The sequence below is a fragment of the Streptomyces achromogenes subsp. achromogenes genome (assembly GCF_000720835.1).
Lineage (GTDB): Bacteria > Actinomycetota > Actinomycetes > Streptomycetales > Streptomycetaceae > Streptomyces > Streptomyces achromogenes.
In genome coordinates this window covers 91,277-114,358 of sequence record NZ_JODT01000034.1, presented here as the reverse complement: position 1 = coordinate 114,358, position 23,082 = coordinate 91,277, and the positions used below count along the sequence as shown (strand labels likewise).

The following is a 23,082-nucleotide window of genomic DNA, read 5'->3' as shown; positions in this document are numbered from 1 at the left end:
CCCGCCCACCAGCTCCGGGAGAGACAGCGATGACCGTGGCCGAGGAGACCGAGGTGACGCTGGAGGTCGGTCAGCGGACGGAACTGCCCGCCCTGCCCGACCCGGCCGGGCACCACCGCGAACGCGAGATGCACGCCATCCTGGAGATCGGGGTCCGCGGCCCGGCCGGCGCGCCGCACGCCACACCCGCGCCCGGCACCGGACCCGCCCTCGCCGAGGTGCTGATCGTCGACACCTCCCGCTCGATGCTCCACCCGCCGGCCAAACTCCACGCGGCCAAGGACGCCACCGCCGCCGCCGTCCGGATGCTGCCCTTCGGCACCGCCTTCGCCGTCCTCGCCGGACGGTTCGAGGCCACCGTGGTGCACCCCGGTCCCGGCCGCCAGGTGCTCGCCGTCGCCCGGCCCGGCGAACGCGAGGCCGCCGAACGCGCGGTCCGCCTCCTGGACGCCGACGGCGGCACCGCGATCGGCGCCTGGCTCGACCTCGCCCGGCGGCTGCTCAAGGACCAGCCCGCGCCCGTCAAACACGTCCTGCTGCTCACCGACGGCCGCAACGAGCACGACCACCGCTCCCGCCGGCCGCTGGAGACCGTGCTCGACGCCTGCGCGGGCCAGTTCGTCTGCGACGCCTGGGGCATCGGCGACGACTGGGACGCCGAACTGCTGCTCACCATCACCCGGCGGCTGCACGGCCGCGCCCGGGCCGTCCGCCGGGAGTCCGAACTCACCGCCGCCTACGAGGAACTGGTCGCCGGGCTGCTCGGCACGGCGGTGCCCGAACTGCGCATCCGGCTCACCCCCACCACCCCCGGCACGGTGATCCGCCAGGTCAAGCAGGTGGTGCCGAACGAACAGGAGCTGCAACCCGTCCCGGCCGGCCCCGGCGGACGTGCCGCGGAGTACGTCACCCGGGCCTGGGGCGACGAGGTACGGCACTTCCAGGTCGTCCTGACCGCCGACCCCACCGGCCGGGAGAGCGGCGAGGAACTCCAGCTGGCCGCCGTGGAGGTCGTCGTACCCGGCGTCGGACGTCCGCTGCGGCTGCCGCCGCCCCGGCCCATCCTGGTGCGCTGGACCGACGATCCGCTCGACGCCTCCCGGCAGCACCCCGGGGTCCGGCGGCACGAGCTGTACCAGCGGGCGAGCGCCGCCGTCGCCCAGGCCTACCGGGCCTGGCTGCGCGGCGCGGACGGCCGGGAGGCGGCGGACCGCGCCCTCACCCGCGCCCTCGCCCTGGCCGCCGAGCTGGGCGACGCCCAACTGCTCGGCGCGCTCCGCCTCATCGAGTCCGCACCGGGCATCGGCCGCATCCGCCCCGGCCTGAAGGACGTCGACTGGCAGCACCTCATCCTCTCCAGCGCCCTGACGACCCCTCCGGAGCCGCCTTCCGGGGCGTCTTCGGGTGCGGACGTGGGCGTGGGTACGGGGCGTGGGGGTGCCGGAGGGCCGGCGGGAGCCGGTGTTCCGGGGAGCCGTGACGACGGCGGTGCGGCACGGGCCGACGCCGGTGCGGGCGGTACGGGTCCGGGCGAGGCGGGTTCGGGGGGTGCGGGTCCTGCCGGCGCGGACCCCGGCGGCCGGCATCCGGGAGGCACCCTGCCCGTCCGCCCGGACGGACTGATCGAGTGCCCGGACTGCCGCTGGCTCGGACCGGCCGACTCCGTCTACTGCGGAGGCGACTGCGGGCGGCTGCTGAGAGGGGCACCGGCATGAACCCGGGAAACGCGGGGACCCCCGGTGCGGGCCAGGGCATGCCCGCGGGTGCGGGCGCCGGCTCACCCGCCGGCCGCCGTACGCCCGGCCGATCGGTCCACGGCCTCGCCCGGCTCCTCTCCCGGCCGGTCTCGTGGGTCACCAGAACGGGCACCCGGCCCTCCGACGGCGGCAGCACCACCGCGCGCGACCTGGCCCTCCGCCACCGCCTGCTGCTCGCCCTGTCGGCCCTGCTCACCCTGTCGCTGTTCGTGTCGTACCAGGGTGTGCACGACGACGCCGACCCGCTGCGCACCTCCACCGCCCCGGCCGTGCTGTCCCTGGACACCGCGCTGTACGCGCTCGGCGAGGCCCAGCGGGACGCCGCCCAGCCGGTCCCGACGAGCGACTTCCAGAAGCAGATCTCGGTCGCCGTGCAGAGCCTCGCCGCCGCCGCGGCCGACGACGACCTCGGCGGGCCGGGGGGACGGCAGGCCCTGCAGACGCTGGCCGGTCTGATCACCGTCTACGCCGACAAAGTCCAGCGGTCCCAACTCCAGCCTCAAGGCAGCCTCCTGCGCGAGGCGTACCTCAGCTACGCCACCGGCGTCCTGGCGGAGAAGGGCTCCGGCATACAGGACCGGCTGAAGGCCCTGCAACGGCAGCAGCGGGCCGCCGTGCACCGGCAGACCTCCTTCGGCCCGCTGCTCCGGCTCGCCTGGAGCCTCACCCTGCTGCTCGCCCTCGCCCTGGCCGCGGCGCTGCTGGAGACCCAGCGCTTCCTGCGCCACCGCTTTCGGCGCCGCTACAACCGGCAACTCCTCGCCGCCGGGCTGCTGTTGCTCGCCGGTGTCGCCGTCACCGTGCTGTTCACCGTGTGGACGCAAGCGGGGATGAACCACACCCGTACCCTGCTCGACCGCCCGCTGCCCGGGCGGTTCATCCCCGGCGCGGGGCGGGACACCGCCTCGCTCCTGGCCGGCACCGGCTTCCGCGCGGCGGCGGCGGTGTGGATCCTGATAGGAGGCGCCTTGCTGATGGCACTGGCCGAGACGGGCCTGCGGCGGCACATCGACGACTACCGGTTCAGGCCCCGGTGAGCGCGCACCCCGGCGGCCCGGTGACGGCCGCCCCCGCTCCCCGGTCCCGCCGTGCGGTCCGCACCGTCACCGTGGTGGCGAGCTGCCTGGCCGTCCTGGCGGCGGCCGCCGTGATGGGCGTACGCGCCCTCGGGCACGAGCCGGCCGTCACCCTGCTGGCCAACTGGACCGGCGGCGACGAGCGCCACTTCCGCGAGGCGGTCATCGAGCCGTTCCAGCGGAAGTACCACATCCGCGTCGACTACCAGGGCAGCAATGCCGAGAGCCAGGTGCTCGGCGCCGATGTCGAGGCCGGCACACCGCCCGACGTGGTGGTGCTCACCGGGCCCGGCGAACTCGCCGAGTACGCCCGGCAGAAGCACCTCGTACCGCTCGACGACCTCGTGCGGCACGCGGAGTTCGGCCCGCCCTGGGCCACCCGGCTGACCGACGGGCACGTGTACTGGTTCCCGCTGAAGGCCGACCTGAAGAGCATCGTCTGGTACCCGTCGGGCCTCGGTGAACGGGAGTTGAGGCAGGCCGTGCGCCGGCCGGCCGCGTGGTGCCTCGGCATGGGCTCCGGCGCCACGAGCGGCTGGCCCGGCACCGACTGGATCGAGGACATCCTGCTCCAGCGCCATGGCCCCGCCGTCTACGAACGCTGGGCGGGCGGCGATCTGTCCTGGCGGTCCCCGCAGGTGAGGTCGGCCTGGACGGCCTGGCGCGACCTGGTCGGCGCCGGCGGCGACCCGGACCTGGTCCGGCGGGCCCTGCAGACCCCGTACCAGTCGGCGTCGGATCCGGTTGCCGCCCGCCCGCGCGGCTGCACGCTGGAGCACCAGGCGTCGTTCATCCGCGGCCGGCCCGCCTGGCGGCAGACCGACGGCCGCTACATCTCCTCCGCCGAGCTGCTCCACGGGGCCGCCCCGCGCGGCTGGGAGGTCTCCGGGGACCTCGTCGCCCTGCTGCACGACACCCCGCAGGCCCGGAAGCTGATCCGCTACCTGGCCTCGGCCGACGCCCAACGCGCTTGGAACGAGGGGGAGTCCGGCTTCTCCGTGCACACCGGTCTGCCGCCCGCCGCCGACGGTTCCCGTTCCGCCTGGCACCGCTCCCTCGCCCTCGTCCTGCGCGACGGGAAGGCGGCGCACTGCTTCGACGCCTCCGACGCCATGCCGCCCGCGGTGCGCGACGCGTTCGCCGAGGCGGCCATCGAATTCCTCGCCCACCCCGACCGCTTGGACCGCCTGCTCGGCTCCCTGGACACCCTCAGCCGCACCCCGGGCCTGACCTGGCTGCCATCGGTGTGCGACCGGACCTAGCGGGCCCCCGCGCGGCAGGGGTGCCGGGCATTGGAAAGGGGGCGTTGCGGGCCGCTCGTGGTGGCCCGCAACGCCCCCCGGCACATCCCCGAGGGATACTCGGGAAGTCTCCTGGGTTACGAGTTGACCTGCGCGGTCACCAGGTTCGAGAAGGTGGTCAGCCGGGTGTAGACACCCGGGTAACCGGCCTCCGCGCACCCCTCGCCCCAGGAAGTGATCCCTGCCAGGACGCCCCCGATGAGCAGGGGACCGCCGCTGTCGCCCTGGCAGGTGTCCACGCCGCCGGAGGAGTATCCGGCGCACACCATGTCGGACTGGACGAAGTCCGAGCCGTAGGAGGTACGGCAGCTGGAGTCGGACACGATCGGCACGGTCGCGGTCCGCAGCTGGTTGGAGGAGCTGCCGTTCTCCGAGGTGGTCCCCCAGCCGAGGATGCGCGCCGAGGTGCCGGCCGCGTAGACGCTCGTCTGCGAGGAGGTGACGTACTTGGCCGTGGTGTACGGCATCGACGTCGACAAGGTCAGCACGGCCACGTCGTCGCCGTTGGTGGCGTCCGTGTAGTCCGGGTTGATCCAGATCCTGCTGACCCGGCTCACCGTGCCGTTGGTGCCGTTGAGGTAGGTCCGGCCCCCGACCACGCGGACGCTGCTCGTGGTCTCGCCGACCATGCAGTGCGCGGCGGTGACCACCTTGGTGGGTGACACCAGGGTGCCGCCGCAGAACTGGTTCTGGGACGCGTCCGTGATCTGCATCATGAACGGGTACGCGGTCGTCGTGGTGGTCGTACCGCCGACGATCGGCTGGGGTGCGGCGCTCGCGGTGGGGGAGGCGAGCAGCGCGGTCGCCGCGGCGGCGGCGGTGGCCACCAGGGTCGCGGCGGTCTTTCTCACACGTCTGGGCCCGAACATGAGTCTCCTCAGTGGGGGTTGCACCGGTGGGGGTTCGCGCGGGTGTCGGTGGGCGGTGTGCACGGGGAGGTCGCAGGACCGACCCCGTGTGCCCGGGCGAGCGGCACGCCCTTTACGCTAGGACCCGGAACCCACGGCCCCCAATGAGGGAACCCCCTAAGGGGCTGGGTGAGGGAAAACCCTCGGTCCGGTTCAGTTAACTAGGGGCGCGCTCACCGCGCCCGTCGAGCCGCCGCCAATCGGACGATGTCGACCCGCGACCGGATCCCCAGTTTGCGGTAGACCCGGGTCAGGGTCGCCTCCACCGTCTTCACGCTGATGAACAGCCGGGCCGCGATCTCCCGGTTGGTGGCCCCCTCCATGACCAGCGCGGCGACCTGACGCTCCATCGCGGCCAGCACCTCCAGCGCGGCCGGTGCCTCCGGCCGGTCCGGCACCGGCTCCGGCCCGGGGGCGGCGAGCGCGTCCTCCACCTGGCGCAGCCAGGGCAGCGCCCGGCACCGCCGGAACATCCGGGCGGCCTCGTCGAAGGCCGCCGCGCCGGGGCCCCGGCCGCGCAGCCGGGCCAGCGCGAACGCGGCCCGCGCCTCCTCCAGGCCGTAGCCGAGCTTGCCGAGCCGGTCCTGAGCGGACGTCAGCTGGGCGACGGCGGCCTCCCGGTCGCCGCGGGCGGCACGCACCAGCGCCTCGGACCGGTCCAGCACGGCGAGCACGCTCTCCCGGCCGAGCCGCAGCGCGTGCTCCCGGCTCACGTCGATGACGTCCTGCGCCTCGGCCACCTCACCGGTGCGGACCAGCGCCTCGGCCAGATCCCCCTGCCAGCGGCCCCGGGCCGGGTCGGTGATGCCGAGCCCCAGTTCCAGGCTGCGCACCCGGCGCAGCGAGCGCACCGTGCCCGCCGGGTCCCCGGCCACCAGCTGGGCGTACCCGAGCGCGCCCAGCGCCCGGGAGAGGTACATCTGGTCGCCGTCCTCCTCGGCGTGCTGCACCGCCTCCCGGGCGAGGGCCAGCGCCCGGTCGACGTCGCCGCCGGAGGCCTCCGCGAGCGAGGTGAGCATCGCCGAGGCGGTCTCGCCGATGCCCGAGTCCCGGGCCAGCCGCAGGCTGTCGCGGGCCAGGTCCAGGGCGCGCCCGCAGTGCCCGGCGCGCAGCTCGGTCTCGGCGAGGCCGCGCAGGAAGTGCACCTCGCTCTCCACCGAGCCGCGCCGGCGGACCTCGCGCAGCAGCGCGGTGACGGTGGTCCGGGCCTCGGCCAGCTGGTCGCCCATCACCAGCCAGCGGAACCGGGCGCTGCCCGCGCCGTTGTGATGGCAGGCCACCCGGGGGTCCTGCGGCTCCCGCAGGGCCCGTTTGATGGTGCGGGGCGCCTCCGGATGGCCCATCAGGGTCTCGGTCTGTGCCTGGAAGGCGAGGGCGAGCAGCTCGGTGCGCCGGTCCTGGCCGCGCGCGGCCAGCTCGGCGGCGTGCGCGGCGGCCTGCCGGGCCTCGGTGAAGTCGCCCTCCACGATGAGCGCCCGCCAGGCCAGCTGGTAGTGGACCAGGGCCAGCAGCCGGGGGTCGTCCCCGGCGTCGGCGAGGGCCTGCGGGAAGACGGCGTCGACCTCGGCCATGGTGTGGCCGGCGGTGTCGATGACAATGATCCAGGCCCGTACCCGGTGGGCGGGCACACTCGCCCGGGTGAGCACCTCCCGGGCGATGTCCCGGGCCAGGTCGACCTCCCCGGCGGTGATCGCGTCCTCGGCGGCGGCCAGCCGGCGTTCCTCGGGGCCGGGGCCGCCGTCGGCGGGGGTGTGCCGGGCGGCGAGCAGCCCGAGCTGGGCGGCGACCGAGGGCGCCCCGCGGTCCCGGGCGAGGGCGGCGGCCTCGGCGAGCCGGGCGGCCACCTCCGGGTCCGTGCCGGTGGTGGCCAGGGCCAGGTGCCGGGCCCGCTCTATCGGGTCGGAGGCGGCCGTGGACAGCGCCGCGTGCGCCGCCCGCCGCTCGTGCGCGGGCGCCTCCGCGTACAGCGCGGCGGAGATCAGCGGGTGCGCGAACCGTACGGCGGGGGCGTCGGGCCCGGTGGCCAGCAGCCCGAGTTCGGCGGCCTGGGCGCACTCGGCCTCGGCGTTCTCCCGGCCGGCCGCGTGCAGCAGCGCCGGGGTGGGGCGGGCGCCGGCGCTGGCCACCAGCAGGGTGCGGCGGGCCTCCACCGAGAGCATGTCCAGGCGGCTGAGCACCAGGGCGCGCAGCGAGGTCGGCACGGGCAGCGGCTCGCCGGGCCGGGGCGGGGTGGGGCTGTCGGCGAGGGCGCGGCCGAGTTCCAGCGCGAACAGCGGGTTGCCGCCGCTGGTGCGGTGGATCTCGCGGACCGTGGAGCGGGGCAGGCCGCCGTGGCCGCGGTGGTCGAGCAACTGGGCGACCTGGGCGCGGGTGAGCGGGCCCAGCCGGACGGCGAGGGTGCCCGGCGGGCAGGCGCGCAGCTGACGGTCGTACTCCTGGCTCTCCTGGCCCTCCGTGCGCACCGCGCACAGCAGTTGCACCGGGGTGCCCTCCAGGCGCCGGGCGGCGAAGCCGAGGAGTTCGGCGCTGGCCGGGTCCAGCCACTGCAGGTCGTCGGCGACGACCAGCACCGGGCCGTCGGCGGCGAGCGCGCGCAGCGCGGAGAGCACCGCCAGGCGCAGCGCGAGGCCGTCGCGCTGGAGGCTGGACTCGCCGCGGCCGGTGAGCGCCGACTCCAGGGCGGTGCGCTGGGCGGCGGGCAGCCGGGGGGAGACCTCGTCCAGGACCAGGCCGAGCAGATCGGCGAGGGCGAGGAACGGCAGATGGGATTCGGACTCCGTCGCCGAGCACCGCAAGACCGTGCGCGCGGTCGCGCCGTATTCCTCGGCCAATGCCCGCAGGACGGTGGATTTCCCTATTCCGGCGGGGCCGTGGAGCAGCACACTGCCCCCCGAGGAGAGTTGCCCACGGGCGCCGGCGAACAACTCCTCGCGGCCGATGACCAGGTCGGAGCGGCACCTGGCAGACTCCTGGAAGTCCCGTCGCACGGTCACCGCTCCCCTCCTGTGTCGTGTCCGGGCCAAATTCTAGGCAACGATCCCTGAAATTCGGACGGAAGCCGTGGTGAGGGAAATAACAAACGGCCAAGCAGAGGGAAATTCAAAGCGACGCCGGATGAATGGGCAGGTTTCCCCGCCGTCTTCGGGCCACGGCGGCGGTCCCGTCCCCCGGGCCGCGCTCATCGCCTCCCCTCGTGTGCGGGCGCCCGGCTCGCGCGGCGCCGAACGCGGATGGCTGCCACCCAGGACAGCAGGTGCGGTTCGGGTGGCGCCAGGGTCACGCCCCCGGCTCGTGGCGGCGCGGCCGGCGGCCCGCACCCGGCGAGCGGTCCGGCGCCCCGGAACCCCGGCGCCCGCAGCGCCGCGCGCGCCCCTTCCCGGGCGGCACCCCGGCCACCCCACCCGGACTCCGGCCGGGCCACGGCAGGCAGCGCCGGGCGCGGCGGCCGGTGGCCGAGCGGCCGGTGGTCGAGTGACCGGTTCGGGTGTGGCGCGCCGCAGGGGGCCCCGCGCACAGGGCGCCGTACCATCACCGGCACCGCGTACGCCCGGGCCGGCACGCCGCGCATCCCCGCCGCCACGGCCTTGGCTGCCACCCTTGAACGCTCCTTCGGTGCGGGCCACCCCGTTCGGGGGTAGTGAGACCCGCATCACGGATTAGACGATGCCGGGGAGCCACCCGGCAATGGTCCGGTACCGAGGAGGACGTGGATGACGGCGACCGAGACGTTCCGCAAAGCCAGGGACTTCCTGCTGGCGCACCGCGAGGACTACGCCACCGCCTACGAGGGCTTCCGCTGGCCCCGGCCCGGACACTTCAACTGGGCCCTGGACTGGTTCGACGTCATCGCCGAGGGCAACGACCGCACGGCGCTGCACATCGTCGAGGAGGACGGCGGCGAGACCCGGCTGTCCTTCGCCGAGCTGTCCGAGCGCTCCAACCGGGTCGCCCGGTGGCTGCGCGAGCGCGGGGTCGCCCCGGAGGACCGGATCCTCGTCATGCTCGGCAACCAGGCCGAGCTGTGGGAGACCGCGCTGGCCGCGATGAAGCTGCGCGCGGTCGTCATCCCGGCCACCCCGTTGCTCGGCCCGGCCGATCTGCGCGACCGGGTGGAGCGGGGCCGGGTGCGGCACGTCATCGTCCGCGCGGAGGACACCGCCAAGTTCGACGGGGTGCCCGGCGGCTACACCAGGATCAGCGTCGGCGGACTGCCCGAGGAGGGCTGGGAGCCGTACGAGGACGCCTACGCGGCCCCCGCCGACCTCGTCCCGGACGGCCCGACCCTGGCCGACGACCCGCTGCTGCTCTACTTCACCTCGGGCACGACCGCCCGCCCCAAGCTGGTCGAGCACACCCACACCTCGTACCCGATCGGCCATCTGTCCACCATGTACTGGATCGGGCTCAAGCCCGGCGACGTCCACCTGAACATCTCCTCGCCCGGCTGGGCCAAGCACGCCTGGTCCAGCCTGTTCGCCCCATGGAACGCGGAGGCGACCGTCTTCGTCGTCAACTACACCCGCTTCGACGCCACCCGGCTGATGGCCGAGATGGACCGCGTCGGCGTCACCACCTTCTGCGCCCCGCCGACGGTGTGGCGGATGCTCATCCAGGCCGACCTCACCCGGCTGGCGCACCCGCCCCGCGAGGCCGTGGCGGCGGGTGAACCGCTCAACCCCGAGGTCATCGAACAGGTCCGGCGCGCCTGGGGGGTGACCATCCGGGACGGCTTCGGCCAGACCGAGACCGCCGTGCAGGTCGCCAACACCCCCGGCCAGCCGCTGAAGACCGGTTCCATGGGCCGGCCCAGCCCCGGCTTCCGGGTGCTCCTGCTGGACCCGGTCTCCGGCGAACCCGGTGTCACGGAGGGGGAGATCGCCCTCGACCTGGCCGAACGCCCGGCCGGCCTGATGACCGGCTACCACGGCGACCCGGACCGCACGGCCGAGGCCATGGCGGGCGGCTACTACCGCACCGGGGACATCGCGACCCGGGACGAGGAGGGCTACCTCACCTACGTCGGGCGCAGCGACGACGTGTTCAAGTCCTCCGACTACAAGGTGAGTCCGTTCGAGCTGGAGAGCGCGCTGCTGGAGCACGAGGCGGTGGCCGAGGCCGCCGTGGTGCCCGCCCCGGACGAGCTGCGGCTCGCCGTGCCCAAGGCGTACGTCGTGCTCGCCGCGGGCTGGGAGCCCGGGCCCGGCACCGCGAAGGTCCTCTTCGAGCACTCCCGTGAGGTCCTCGCCCCCTACAAGCGCATCCGCCGGCTGGAGTTCGGCACCCTGCCCAAGACCGTCTCCGGCAAGATCCGCCGGATCGAGCTGCGCGAGGCCACGGCCGAGGGCTCAGCCGACGAGTACCGCGAGGAGGACTTCCGCTGACCACGCGGCCCCCGCACCCGGCGGCCGAGGTGACCAAGGCCGCCGTGTACGGGGGGCGTTGAGCGTGTGCGCGGGGCCCGCGCGGTACGAACACGGCGGCCCCGTGCGAGCGTCAGTCCGGCAGCAGCACGAGGGAACCGGTCGTGGCGCGGGACTCGATCGCCCGGTGGGCCTGCGCCGCCTCGGACAAGGCGTAGGTAACGCCGAACCGTATGCGCAGGGTGTTGTCGGCTATCGCGCCGAAGACCTCGTCCGCGCGCCACCGCACCTCGGCACGGGTGCGGAGGAAGTGCGGCAGCACCGGCCGGGTCACCAGCAGCGAACCCAGTTCGGCCAGGCGCTGGAGGTCGAACGGGGGCACGCGGCCGCTCGCGGATCCGAACAACGCGAGGGTGCCGCGCGGCCGGAGCGAGGCGAGGCTCGCCTCGAAGGTGGCCGCGCCGACGCCGTCGTAGACGGCGGAGACACCTTCACCGCCCGTCAGTTCCCGGACGTGCTCGGCGAGATCGTCACCGTAACGCAGCACCTGCCAGGCCCCGGCCTCCCGGGCGAGCTTCTCCTTCTCGTCGGTGGACACGGTGGTGATCACCCTGGCGCCGCGCGCCGCGGCCCACTGCACCAGAAGCTGGCCCATACCGCCGGCACCCGCGTGGATCAGGACCGCGTCCTCGGGTGTCGGCCGGTACACCGACTCCAGGAGGTAGTGCGCGGTCATTCCCTGCAACAGCGCGCCACCGGCGACCTGCCAGTCGATCCCGTCGGGCACCGGCACGCACTGGTCGGCCGGCACGGCCACGAGTTCGGCATAGCCGGCCCGGCCGTACCCCCAGGCAACCCGGTCCCCGACGGCGACCTCGGCCCCCTCGCCCGCCGCCACGACCTCGCCCGCTCCCTCCAGGCCCGGAACGGGGAGTTCGGCGGGATACTCCCCCCTGCGCACGTACACGTCCCGGTAGTTCACGCCGATCGCCCGGGTCCGCACCAGCACCTCGCCCGGCCCGGGGACCGGGTCCGGCATCCGGCGGTAACGGAGGGCGTCCGGTCCGCCGGGCTCGGTCACCACTATCGCGTGCACGAGGTCTCCCTTGGTCGGTCTCGTCGGTTCGGCCGCATCACGCCGTCCGGGCCTTGTGCTCGCGGCGGAACCGGTACAGCACCGGCTCGGTGTAGCCGTTCGGCGCCGTCGTGCCCCGCGTGATCAGTTCGCGGGCCGCCTGCCACGGCAGCGAGTTCTCCCCCGCGGCCAGCAGCGGCCGGTGACCCGGTTCGTCGCGGAGCCGGTCGTCGAGGACGGCCGCCATCCGGCGCAGCCCGTCGTCCACGTCCCGCGCGGTGATCACTTCGTGGTGCAGCCAGTTCGCCAGCAGCTGGGTCGACATCCGCAAGGTGGCCCGGTCTTCGAGCACCACGACACCGTCGAGAGCGGGCATCGGGGAACTGGCGACGGCGCGCTCGATCCAGCGCACCGCGTAGCCGAGGACGGTGTAGCAGTGGGCGTCCAGCTCCGTCCGCAGATCGGTGACGGTGCCGGTGTCGGCGACGGGCGGGCGCAGGAGTTCGTCGAGAGAACGGCGCGGTCCGGCCGCCGCGATCTCGCGCTGCACCTCGGCGATGTCCACCTGGTGGTAGTGCACGGCGTGCAGGGTCGCGGCGACGGCGGTCGGCACCCAGGTCATCCCCGCGCCCAGGGACAGCTGGCCGACCTTGGTCTCGAACAGGTCGCGCATCCGGTCGGGCGTGGGCCACATGCCCAGCCCGATCAGTGCCCGGCCCGGAAGGCCGTGGGCCAGGCAGGTGTCGACGTGCCACCGCTCGTAGGCCAGCTGCCACGGCTGGGTCCTCATGTCGGCCTTGCGCACCATGGGCCCGGCCGCCATCGAGGTGTGGATCTCGTCGCCGCTCCGGTCGAGCAGGCCGTTGTTGGTGGAGACGACGCGGTGCCGGACCGCCTGCAGGCACGCCGCCAGGTTGACGGTGGTGCGCCGCTCCTCGTCCAGCAGCCCGAGCTTCACCGTGTGTTCCGGCAGTCCGAGCAAGCGCTCGACGCGGCCGAACAGCTCGTCCACGAAGGCGAATTCCTCCGGACCGTGCAGTTTCGGTACCGCCAGATACACCGCGCCGGCCCGGGAGTTCACGCGGGAGGTGTCACCCCGCAGGTCGTGCAGCGCCGAGAGGGTGGTGATCACGGCGTCGACGATGACTTCGGGCACCTCGGCGCCCTCGCGGTCGAGGACCGCGTCCGTGGTCATCAGCGGCCCGACGATCCGGGCGAACAGCAGTGCCCGCCCGGGCAGCGATATCAGGCCGCCGTCCGGGGCGGTGTACCGGCGATCGGGACGCATGCCGCCGCCGTGCCGCGCGGTGTAGTCGCCGCGCATCAGACGCAGCCAGGCACGGTGGACCTCGATCTTGTCCGCGACGTCCACGGCGGCGACGCAGTCCTCGAAGTCCATGATCGTGCTGATCCCGGACTCCACGACCACGTCCTGGACGCCGGCCGTGTCCAGGCGGCCGAACTCGCCGTCCGGATCGAACCGGACCTCGACGTGCAGATGGTGATGCTCGATCAGCACGGCCGACGGCCGGGCGGGATCACCGGTGAACCCGGCCAGCCGCGCCGTGGGGTCCAGTGCGGCGGCCGTGCCGTCGGACAACCGCACGCGCAGGGCGCCGTCGGTGACGTGATAGCCCGTCGCGTCCGCGTGTGTGCCCTTGTCGAGCGGCGCCATCACGTCGAGGAGGTCCCGCGCGAAGGCGATGACCGCCTCGCGGCGTCCGGCGGCGTCGCCCGGAGGGATCACGTCGGTGTCGTACAGGGCGCGATACAGCGACCCCCACCGGGCGTTGACCCCTTCCAGCGCGAAGTCCTCGTCGGCCACCGGCACCAGCAGCTGCGGACCGTTGATCCGGCTGATCTCCGCGTCCGTGCCGGCGGTGTCCACGGTGAACGGCTCCGGTGCCGCGGCCAGATAGCCGATCTCGGTCAGGTACCGGCGGTAGGCGTCCGCGTCGAAGTCCTCGCCGCGGTGCTCGGTGTGCCAGGCGTCCACGCGCTCCTGCAGTGCGCGGCGGCGGGCCAGCAATGCGCGATCACGCGGCGCGAGGTCGGCTATCAGCCGCTCGAACCCCGCCCAGAACTCCCCGGCGGCCACGCCGGTGCCGGGGATGGCCTCCCGTTCCACGAAATCCCGGAACGCGCGCGCGACCCGCAAGGACCCGATCCGGACCCACGCGTCCGCGGCGACGTCAGCGATGCTCATACAGGCACCACACCATCGTCGCCTCCAGTTTCTTCAGGATCTTCAGGTTCTCGATGGACTCGACGACGTCCACCGATCCGATGCAGGCATCGACCACCCGCTCGCTCACCAGCCGTGCGGCCTCCGGCTTCGCCCGCACCGTGGAGATCTCCACGCCGGCCGGCATGTGCTCGCGCACGAACTGCAGGGTGGCCGGATGGGACGCCGCCGTGCGGATGTCCGCCAGCCCGCCGGAGAACTCCGAATGCACCGCGACGCACATGGGCTTGGTCGGCGACTCCCAGACCCCGACCATCGTCATCGATCTCAGCTTGCTGAAATGGAGGTCGACCCAGGAGTCGACCACCGCTCCGTTGCGCATGTCCAGGTATCCGGCGGCGACCAGCGCCTTGCCGCCGTGTGTCTCGCAATTGTCGATGGCGGCACGGAAGGAGGGGAAGAGCTCGATGTTCTCGCCCCCGATGCGGACGGCCTCCGCGTGGGCGTCGGTCCCCGACGGACCGAGTGTCTTGATGACGTCCTGCTTCACCATGATGCAGTCCTCGTACTGCTGGAAGCGTTGATTTCGTAGGTTGTCAGGCCGGCGGCTTCGCCGGCGGTACGGCAGCCGGACAGGGCGAGGTCCGTCTCCAGTTCCTCGCGCAGCAGTGACAGCACGGCCTCGACGCCCGACTCGCCGCCGACGGCGAGCCCGTAGAGGACCGGCCGGCCCAGCAGGACGCCGTCGGCGCCGCGAGCCAGGGCTTTCAGTACGTCCGTGCCCGAGCGGACGCCGCCGTCGACGAGGACGTCCACCGTGTCCCCGACCGCGTCCCGGATCTCCGGCAGCACCGTGAGCGCGGGCACGGCTCCGTCGAGCTGACGTCCGCCGTGATTGGAGACCACCAGCGCGTCCACGCCCGAGCGTGCCGCCTGGAGGGCGTCCTCGCGGGTCAGGATGCCCTTGACGACGAGCGGCAGCCGGGTGCGCTCCCGCAGCCATGCGAGGTCGCTCCACGCCAGGGACGGGTCGAACATCTCGGTGGTGTGCGTGGCGACGGCCGAGCCCGTGGCCGAGGTCCGTTGCGCCCCGGTCGCGGCCTCGCCGCGGAAGTGGGCGGCGTAGACGTCGGACGGCAGCGCGAAACCGTTGTGGTGGTCCTTGAGACGGCGGCCCAGCCGGGGCACGTCGACGGTCAGCATGAGCGCCCGGCAGCCCGCGGCCTCGGCCCGGCTCACCAGGTCCGCCGTGGCGCCCCGGTCCCGCAGCCAGTACAGCTGGAACCACAGGTCGGCGCCCGACTCGGCGATGCGCTCCACCGGTGTCCCGCTGAGCATCGCCACGGTGAACGGCACGCCCGCCGTCTTCGCCGCGCGTGCGGTGGCCGCCTCGCCCTGCGGATGGGCCAGCCCGTGGTAGGCCATCGGCGCGATGGCCACCGGCAGGCTCGCTTCGGTGCCGACCAGGCGGGCCGCGGTCGACACGTGCGACACGTCCCGCAGCATCCGCGGCGCCACATACAGGGTGTCGAAGGCGCGCCGGTTCGCCGCCACGCTCAGCTCGGCACCGCTGCCTCCGGAGACGAAGTCCCAGGCGGCGGGCGGGATCACGGCGCGGGCCGCGTCGGCGAACTCGGCCACGGAATGCGGCGGGTTCGGCTGCCCGGCCTCCACCACCTCCGTCACCCCTCCTCCCGCTGGTCCCGTTCCGCCTTCCTGGCCTCGAACAACGCCTTGACGTTGCCTTTGCCGAAGGTTTCGGCACCGAACCGCTCGATCACCTCGAAGAAGAAGGTCTTCCGCGGATGCGTGGAGTACGTGAAGATCTGGAACAGCTCGCCGCCGTGGTCCCGGTCGGCGAGGATGCCCAGTCCGCGCATCTGCTCGACATCGTGGCGCGCCAGAGCGCCGAGGCGGCCGGGCAGTTGGTCGTAGTAGGCGCCCGGAGTGTCGAGAAAGGCCACCCCGCGCCCGCGCAGTTTCTGCACGGCCGTGACGATGTCCGGGCAGCCGAACGCGATGTGCTCGATTCCGGGCCCGGCGTTCTTCTGCACGAACTCCGCGATGAAATCCATGGCCTGCCCCGGCTTCGCGGCGGACTCCACGATGGTGAACGTGATGTCGCCCGCGGCATTGCGCACGACCTTGGAATCCATGCCCTGACCGCCGACCATGGTCCGGTCCTCGAAGATCACCGAAAAGCCCAGGACGGATTCGTAGAACTTCACCGCGTTGCTGAGGTCGCCGGCCCCGACGAGGTAGGCGAAGTGGTCGAGCACGACGAACTCCACGGGCGCCTGCGGCGCGTACCCCTGTGCCGGTACGATGCCCGGCGGCAGTTGTCCGGGTCCGGCATCGTCCGGGCGCTCGACCAGGCCGTGCTGGACATCGCCGAACGCGCCGAAACCGGCGACCAGCGCACCGTCGCGCTCGACGGGCTCGAGTACGGCCTCGGCACCGTTGGCCACGGCCTCCGCGAAGGCCGCACGGACCGACGGCGTGCGCAGGCAGATATTGGCCACGCCGTCGCCATGGGCGCGGACCCACGTGGTCACCGGGGAACTCTCGGTCAGCCCCTGGGTGAGCAGGAGCACGATGCCCCCTTGCGCCAACGCTATCGATCGGTGGGACCCGATGTTCGCGCTCGACGTTCCCGCTATCTGGAAGGCGTATTTGGACACGAGATCCGTGGCGGTCGCGTCAGCGTCTTCGACATAGAACTCGACGTGATCCAGCCGAGCATCACGCAACACAGGCATGGCAGCTCTCCAAACGCTTTGAAGTCGACCGAAATCAGACGGGGGACTGCGCAGAAGAGATCCCCCCAGAACGCTCTGACCTGCGGCTGACACACTCCAATGGCAAGTGCGGCTCGCTCGACTCGAACTTACAGGCCCCTCGGGCGGCTCGGCAACGGTCGCATTCGGCGGTGCCACGAAAGTGCAAGATTGAATCTATGTTTCATGACGCATCCGGTGCGCGCTGAACAGGCAATACGGATGCGCCGATTGTCATTCTTGCAAATCTGGCGCTCGGCGTTCTGCGGATTCCACGAACTTTTCCGGGACCGCGTCTTGGCGGCGCGAAATGCGTGAAAGTGGAGTGAGTCGCTTTTATCCTGAACAGTCGCCTATTGACAGGGTGTGCAGGGCGGCGACGTCACACCCCGCGCACAGCGACAGAGCCCCTCCGTCCGCCCGGTGCTGAGGGGATCACCACCGGGACGGACAAGGGGCTCTGTCAGGAAAACGTCAGCGCGGGACCGGCGCGGGTGCCACGCGATCCGGCGAGTCGGCCGTTTCCGGAACGGTCCGCCGCACGGAGAGCAGCGACACGCACGCGATCAGCGCGGACAGGGCCGGAACGGCCACCGGTCCCCCCGTCGACAGGGCGAGCCCGCCGACGGCGCCGCCGACGGCGACGCCCAGGAACTGCACGGAGAAGTGCAGCCCCAGCGCCTGGGACCGCTGCGCGGGTGCCAGGGCGGCGATCCGTGTCTGCTGGGAGACGCCACCGCAGCACCAGAAGGCACCCAGGCAGAACAGCACCGGGAACGCGGCGATCTCCGCGGCGGCGCGCGGATGCCAGGCGGTGCCGACGGCGATGGTCGCGAGGAGCAGCGTCATCAGCGTGAGAGCCACGCGCAGCACCCGCGCCACGGGCACCTTGACCAGGGTCCGGCCGATCAGGCGCCCGGCCAGGAATGCGCCCGCGCCGAAGACGATCATCAGCGCCGCCACCCCCTGGCTTCCCATCCCGGTCGCCCGCTCGACGATCGGCGCGAGATACGTGTAGGTGCAGTACGCGGCGAGGAAGACCCCGAAGGTGGTCAGCAGACTCCACCGGACGGCCGGGCTGCGCAGCAGTTCGGCCCGGCCGGTGCCGGCGGGAGCCACCGGCACCGTCGGCAGCAGGACCGCCAGCATCAGCGCGGTCACGAGCGCCAGGGCCGTGACGAACAGGAACGTGCCCCGCCAGCCGAGCAGCCCCCCGATCAGGGTGCCGATCGGCGCCCCCAGAGTGAGCGCCAGCGCGTTGCCGGTGGCGGTGACCGCGATCGCCTTGGGCATGTCCTGCGGCCGGCACAGCGCGGCCGCCGCCGCGGCCGCCGGCGCGACCAGCAGGGCCGCGCTCGCCGCGGCCAGTACGCGCGCCAGGGCGAGCACCGCGTAGTCGGGCGCGCCCGCCGCGAGGGCGTTGCCGAGCGCGAACGCCAGCATGGCCCCGATCAGCACCGACTTCGGCGGCACCCGCCGGAACGCGCCGATCAGCGGCGGCCCGGCCAGGGCGTAGACCAGCGCGAAGACCGTGACCAGCTGTCCGCACACCGATACGGACACGTGCATGGAGCGCGCGACCGCCGGCAGCACGCCGGCGATGACATAGCCCTCGGTGCCGACGGTGAAGGTGGCCAGCGCCAGCACGTAGACCCGGGGGTTCATGCCGGCCCCGGCGCGGTGGGCACCGACGCGGACAGCCGCCGGCGGGCGAGGTCGTCGGCGGCCCGCGCCGTCGTGATCCCCTCGCGCGCGGCCGTCTCGAACAGGCCGGTCAGGGTGTCGGCGATCGACTCGATGCGCCTGACCGCCTTCTCCGCGTCGTCGCCGAGGACTTCCCGCGAGACCGAGTTGACGACACCGCCCGCGTTGGCGATGTAGTCGGGGGCCCAGAGGATCCCGCGCTCCCGCAGCGACTCCGCCACGCCCGGGTCGGCCAGCTGATTGTTGGCCGCGCCCGCGACCGCGCGGCAGCGCAGCCGCCCCACCAGATCCCGGGTCAGCAAGCCGCCGAGCGCGGCGGGGACGAGCACGTCCACCTCGGCGGTGGCCGCCGCGTCGGGTTCGGTGAACACCGCGCCCAGTTCCGCGCCGAGCGAGCGCTTTACCGGGTCGACATCGCTGAGGACCAGGTCGGCGCCCGCCGCCGCCAACTGCCGGGCGATCTGCTCCCCGACGTGTCCGAGGCCGATCACCGCGAATCTCCGGCCCGCCAGGCCCGGCGAGCCGAACAGCGCCAGACAGGTCGAGCGCAGCGCGGCGACGACGCCCAGGGCCGTGAACGGCGAGGGGTCACCGCTCCCGCCGGCGGCCTCCGGCCGGCAGAACACGTGCTCGGTCCGTTCGCCGATGACCGCCATGTCGGCCGGCCCGGTGCCCGCGTCGGGGCCGGTCACGTAGGTGCCGCCGAGCTCCGCCACGATGTCGCCGAGATCGTGCAGGGCCGCGCGGCGTTCGTCCGGGGTCAGGCTCCGCCCGGCCGGAAGGACCACGACCGACTTGCCGCCGCCGTTCGGCAGTCCGGCGGCGGCGCACTTGCGCGTCATGCCCTCCGACAGGCGCAGCGCGTCGCGCAGGCCGTCCTCCCAGCTGTGGTACGCCCACATCCGGCAGCCGCCGACCGCACGGCCGAGAGCGGTGGAGTGCACTGCGACGACGATCGGCAGCCGGCTGCGCCGCCCGCGTCGCACCACGACCGATTCATGACTGAACTCCAGCGGAGTCTCCACGCGTCCTCCCGTGCACCGGATGCTTTCGACCATCGCCGGGGACCGGGCCCCCGGCGGCGTCCGCTGTCCAGCCTGCCGACGGCTGATCCACGGGACCAGAACCGAATCCGAGAACTTCCAGCCGTTGTCTTTGCGGAGTCCACAAAGAAGCGGCAAGCGCGTTCTTGATCGCTTATCGTCGATGCATGGTCGCAGCGAAGCTGCCCTGCGTTCGCGAAGAGGATCACTACGAAATCCACATCGGGAGGGGCCATGGTGGAGCCCGTGACCGAGGGAGCCGCGCAGGCCGACACCCCCGCGGCGTGGCAGCCCGTCGTCGAACTCTGCGAAGCGCTCGCCGGGGAACTGCCCACGGTGATCCCGAAGATCGTCGACCGCATACGGCTGGAGATACCCAGCTACCAGATCGTGGACCGCGAGCAGCAGGAACGCGACGTCACCCGCCACTACCAGGGACTGCTGACCGGTGTGGCCGCACGCCGCCTGCCCACCCGGGAGGAGGTCGACGCCGCGCACGCGCTCGGGGCCGAACGCGCCGCCACCGGCCTGCCGCTGTACGCCCTCGTCGAGGCCTACCACGTCGGCTATCGCGAGATGTGGAACGTGCTGCTCGCCCGAGCCCAGTCGCACGACCCCCGGGCCGGCGCGCAGCTCGTCTCGATCGTCGGGATGTTCTGGACGTGGGTGCAGCATTCCAGCAGCGCGGCAGCCGAGGCGTACGGCGCCGCCGTCCGCGCCGCCGACGCCACGCTCCTGAGGCTGACCCACCAGTTCCTCGACGGCCTCGTCACCGCCGCGCCCGCGGGCGTCGACCTGGAGCAACTGGCCGCCGCCCTCACCTTCGACCCGGCCGGTGAGTTCCAGGCGCTGTGCTCACCGGCCGAGGACTGGCCCGACGAGCGCATGATGGAGCTGCGGCACCAGCGGTGGCCGGGCACGCTGCGCTGCGCGACGCGCGGCAACCTCATGATCACCCTGGTCCAGGACATCCCGCCGCACGCCGTGGTCGAAGCGGCCCGGCGGCACAACCCCGATGCGAGCTTCGGCATCGGCCTGCCGCGGACCGGGCTCCCCGGCGCCGCGATGAGCATGGCGGACGCCAGAGCGGCGCTGCCCCTGGCGGATCCGGGACAGGTGAGGTACTTCGCCGACCACTGGCTGCTCGCCACCCTGGCGCCCACCGCGCAGCGCTTCGCGGTGCTGCTGGAGCCGCGCCGAGAGGTCGCGCGACAGCACCCCGAGCTGGCGGAGACCGTGCTCAGGTTCGCCGAGAACGGCTTCTCGCTCTCCTCGACCGCCCGCGTCCTGCACGTCCATCCGAACACCGTGAAGTACCGCCTCCAGCGCTGGCGGCAACTCACCGACTGGGACGTACGCACCTGGCAGGGGCTGTCGTCCACGATCATCGCGCTCGGTCTGCCGACCCTCTGAGACGCCCGTCAGGCCAGGGCCGCCCGTGTCGTACGGGCGGCCCTTTCGCGTTTTCCGGGGTCTGGACCGCTCTTGACGACCTTCGTCCACCCGCTTACATTGCTTCCAGATAGTAGAAGTTACATTCCGCAATACGGAAAGTTTGCGGAGATTGACAATCGGGAGACCGTGCTCACCGCGGGGCGCGACGGGAGTACGCATCCGAGAGGCCGAAGCAGGAGTACTCGATGGCTCGTATGACCGCTGCCCGCGCGGCAGTTGAGATCCTCAAGCGCGAGGGCGTCACCGACGCCTTCGGTGTGCCGGGCGCGGCGATCAACCCGTTCTACAAGGCCCTCAAGGAGGGCGGCGGCATCCACCACACCCTCGCCCGCCACGTCGAGGGCGCCTCGCACATGGCCGAGGGCTACACCCGTACCAAGCCGGGCAACATCGGCGTGTGCATCGGCACCTCCGGTCCGGCCGGCACCGACATGATCACCGGCCTGTACTCCGCCATCGGCGACTCCATCCCGATCCTGTGCATCACGGGCCAGGCGCCGACGAACGTCATCCACAAGGAGGACTTCCAGGCCGTCGACATCGCCTCGATCGCCAAGCCGGTCACCAAGATGGCGGTGACCGTCCTGGAGGCCGCGCAGGTCCCCGGCGTCTTCCAGCAGGCCTTCCACCTGATGCGCTCCGGCCGTCCGGGCCCGGTCCTGATCGACCTGCCGATCGACGTGCAGCTCACCGAGATCGAGTTCGACCCGGAGACCTACGAGCCGCTGCCGGTCTACAAGCCCACCGCCACCCGCGCCCAGATCGAGAAGGCCCTCACCTTCCTCCTGGAGTCGCAGCGCCCGGTCATCGTGGCCGGCGGCGGCATCATCGGCGCCGACGCCGCCGACCTCCTGGTGGAGTTCGCCGAGCTGACCCAGACCCCGGTCGTCCCCACCCTCATGGGCTGGGGCGCGCTGCCCGACGACCACGAGCTGAACGCCGGCATGGTCGGCGTGCAGACCTCGCACCGCTACGGCAACGCCAACTTCCTGGAATCCGACTTCGTCCTCGGCATCGGCAACCGCTGGGCCAACCGCCACACCGGTTACAAGCTGGACGTCTACCGGGGCGAGCGCAAGTTCGTCCACGTCGACATCGAGCCCACCCAGATCGGCAAGATCTTCCCGCCGGACTACGGCGTCGTCTCCGACGCCAAGGCCGCCCTGGAGCTGTTCATCGAGGTCGCCAAGGAGCTGAAGGCGGCCGGCGGGCTGCCCGACCGCGGCGCCTGGGTGGCCTCCACGCAGGAGCGCAAGGCCACCCTGCTGCGCCGTACGCACTTCGACAACGTGCCGATGAAGCCGCAGCGCGTGTACGAGGAGATGAACAAGGCCTTCGGGCCGGACACCCGGTACGTCACCACCATCGGCCTGTCCCAGATCGCCGGCGCGCAGATGCTGCACGTCTACAAGCCGCGGCACTGGATCAACTGCGGCCAGGCCGGCCCGCTCGGCTGGACCATCCCGGCCGCGATCGGCGTCGCCAAGGCCGACCCGGACTCCCCGGTCGTCGCGCTCTCCGGCGACTACGACTTCCAGTTCCTGATCGAGGAACTGGCGGTCGCCGCCCAGCACAAGATCCCCTACGTCCACGTCCTGGTGAACAACGCCTACCTGGGCCTGATCCGGCAGGCGCAGATCGGCCTGGACATCAACTTCCAGGTCAACCTGGAGTTTGAGAACATCAACACTCCGGAGCTCGGCGTCTACGGCGTGGACCACGTCAAGGTCGCCGAGGGGCTCGGCTGCAAGGCCATCCGGGTCACCGAGCCCGACCAGCTGGGCGCCGCCTTCGAGCAGGCCAAGAAGCTCGCCGCCGAGTACCGGGTGCCGGTGGTCGTGGAGGCGATCCTGGAGCGGATCACCAACATCTCGATGAGCCGCACCATGGACATCAGCGACATCTCCGAGTTCGAGGACCTGGCCACCGAGCCCGGCCACGCGCCGACCTCGATCAAGCCGCTGAAGGTCTGACGGACCCGGCACAAGCCAGGGGCGGCCCGCCCGGGGGGAGGGGCCGCCCCTTTGCCATGCCCTTGGCCGAACACCCCCGTACGGGGCCCGCCGCCCCCGTGCAGGCGGGCCCCGCGTGCCAGTACTGTGCCCGCCGAAAGGGCTCGCCGAAGCCTCGTCGGCGCTGTTCAGAGCTTGATTTGAGGATTGCGTAGCCGGGCTACGCCCCGTGCCGCAGGCGCCGCCGTCAGATGTCGTACTCGCCCAGTCCGGGCCAGTCGTCCGGGCCGCCGCCCTGCCATTCGACCAGGTCGCTCTCCTCCACCTCGATCCGGTCCAGGTCGGCCAGCCGGAGGATCTCCACGACGTCGTCCAGGTGCGAGGCGATCCCCAGCGTCACGTCCCCCTCGGTGACCCGCCGGGAGCCGTCCAGGGCGGGGGAGTGGACCACGATGTGCGGGTGCCGTATCGGATTGCCCATGCCTTCAG

The 23,082-nt window shown here is 72.7% G+C and carries 16 protein-coding genes; 6 read left to right on the top strand and 10 right to left on the bottom strand.

From position 1 onward, the window contains the following. Positions 1-29: 29 nt before the first annotated feature. Genes IH25_RS0129555 through IH25_RS0129545 form a run of 3 tightly spaced genes read left to right on the top strand, consistent with a single transcriptional unit; the run spans position 30 to position 4,095 of the window. Positions 30-1,715, top strand: coding sequence for a VWA domain-containing protein (locus IH25_RS0129555; RefSeq protein ID WP_030617336.1), 1,686 nt, complete (start codon positions 30-32; stop codon positions 1,713-1,715). After that, the gene (locus tag IH25_RS0129550; protein WP_245172914.1) at positions 1,712-2,794 is read left to right on the top strand and encodes a hypothetical protein; all 1,083 of its coding nucleotides are present in this window, start codon (positions 1,712-1,714) and stop codon (positions 2,792-2,794) included. The genes IH25_RS0129555 and IH25_RS0129550 overlap by 4 nt, the downstream gene beginning before the upstream one ends. After that, positions 2,791-4,095, top strand: a complete 1,305-nt coding sequence (locus IH25_RS0129545; protein WP_030617331.1) for an ABC transporter substrate-binding protein — start codon at positions 2,791-2,793, stop codon at positions 4,093-4,095. Before IH25_RS0129550 ends, IH25_RS0129545 begins: the two co-directional genes overlap by 4 nt. A gap of 116 nt (positions 4,096-4,211) precedes the next feature. Here the strand turns inward: IH25_RS0129545 and IH25_RS0129540 are convergent, their stop codons facing one another. Then, positions 4,212-5,003, bottom strand: coding sequence for a S1 family peptidase (locus IH25_RS0129540; RefSeq protein ID WP_030617328.1), 792 nt, complete (start codon positions 5,001-5,003; stop codon positions 4,212-4,214). Positions 5,004-5,215: 212 nt separating this feature from the next. Next, positions 5,216-8,035 (bottom strand): ATP-binding protein, encoded by a 2,820-nt coding sequence (locus IH25_RS0129535; protein ID WP_030617325.1) that lies wholly within the window; start codon positions 8,033-8,035, stop codon positions 5,216-5,218. Positions 8,036-8,752: 717 nt separating this feature from the next. Between IH25_RS0129535 and IH25_RS0129525 the strand changes: the two genes are divergently transcribed. Next, entirely contained in the window at positions 8,753-10,423 is a 1,671-nt protein-coding gene (locus IH25_RS0129525) for an AMP-binding protein (RefSeq protein ID WP_030617317.1), read from the top strand. A 112-nt stretch (positions 10,424-10,535) separates the two neighbouring features. Here IH25_RS0129525 and IH25_RS0129520 read toward each other — a convergent pair whose 3' ends face one another. From IH25_RS0129520 to IH25_RS0129490, 7 genes are all read right to left on the bottom strand, one after another. After that, positions 10,536-11,498, bottom strand: coding sequence for a quinone oxidoreductase family protein (locus IH25_RS0129520; RefSeq protein ID WP_030617313.1), 963 nt, complete (start codon positions 11,496-11,498; stop codon positions 10,536-10,538). A 37-nt stretch (positions 11,499-11,535) separates the two neighbouring features. Then, positions 11,536-13,683, bottom strand: coding sequence for a malate synthase G (locus IH25_RS0129515; RefSeq protein ID WP_030617310.1), 2,148 nt, complete (start codon positions 13,681-13,683; stop codon positions 11,536-11,538). Then, positions 13,670-14,215, bottom strand: coding sequence for a hypothetical protein (locus IH25_RS0129510; RefSeq protein ID WP_051754188.1), 546 nt, complete (start codon positions 14,213-14,215; stop codon positions 13,670-13,672). Before IH25_RS0129510 ends, IH25_RS0129515 begins: the two co-directional genes overlap by 14 nt. After that, positions 14,209-15,348 carry an alpha-hydroxy acid oxidase gene (locus IH25_RS0129505; protein WP_051754187.1) on the bottom strand — a complete coding sequence of 380 codons (1,140 nt, stop codon included), beginning with the start codon at positions 15,346-15,348 and terminating at the stop codon, positions 14,209-14,211. The genes IH25_RS0129510 and IH25_RS0129505 overlap by 7 nt, the downstream gene beginning before the upstream one ends. Beyond that, positions 15,345-16,421: a 4-hydroxyphenylpyruvate dioxygenase gene (gene hppD / locus IH25_RS0129500; protein WP_030617302.1), complete on the bottom strand. Its 1,077-nt coding sequence runs from the start codon at positions 16,419-16,421 to the stop codon at positions 15,345-15,347. The genes IH25_RS0129505 and hppD overlap by 4 nt, the downstream gene beginning before the upstream one ends. A gap of 492 nt (positions 16,422-16,913) precedes the next feature. Further along, positions 16,914-18,104 (bottom strand): MFS transporter, encoded by a 1,191-nt coding sequence (locus IH25_RS0129495; RefSeq protein WP_051754185.1) that lies wholly within the window; start codon positions 18,102-18,104, stop codon positions 16,914-16,916. Next, positions 18,101-19,168, bottom strand: a complete 1,068-nt coding sequence (locus tag IH25_RS0129490; RefSeq protein WP_037655831.1) for a Glu/Leu/Phe/Val dehydrogenase family protein — start codon at positions 19,166-19,168, stop codon at positions 18,101-18,103. Before IH25_RS0129490 ends, IH25_RS0129495 begins: the two co-directional genes overlap by 4 nt. A gap of 252 nt (positions 19,169-19,420) precedes the next feature. Here IH25_RS0129490 and IH25_RS0129485 point away from each other — a divergent pair, with 252 nt between their 5' ends. Next, a complete protein-coding gene (locus IH25_RS0129485; protein WP_030617292.1) occupies positions 19,421-20,599 on the top strand; it encodes a PucR family transcriptional regulator in 1,179 nt (392 codons plus the stop codon). A gap of 227 nt (positions 20,600-20,826) precedes the next feature. After that, entirely contained in the window at positions 20,827-22,614 is a 1,788-nt protein-coding gene (gene gcl / locus IH25_RS0129480) for a glyoxylate carboligase (protein ID WP_030617290.1), read from the top strand. Between the two features lie 226 nt (positions 22,615-22,840). Here the strand turns inward: gcl and IH25_RS0129475 are convergent, their stop codons facing one another. Beyond that, positions 22,841-23,074: a hypothetical protein gene (locus IH25_RS0129475; RefSeq protein ID WP_030617287.1), complete on the bottom strand. Its 234-nt coding sequence runs from the start codon at positions 23,072-23,074 to the stop codon at positions 22,841-22,843. Positions 23,075-23,082 lie beyond the last annotated feature (8 nt).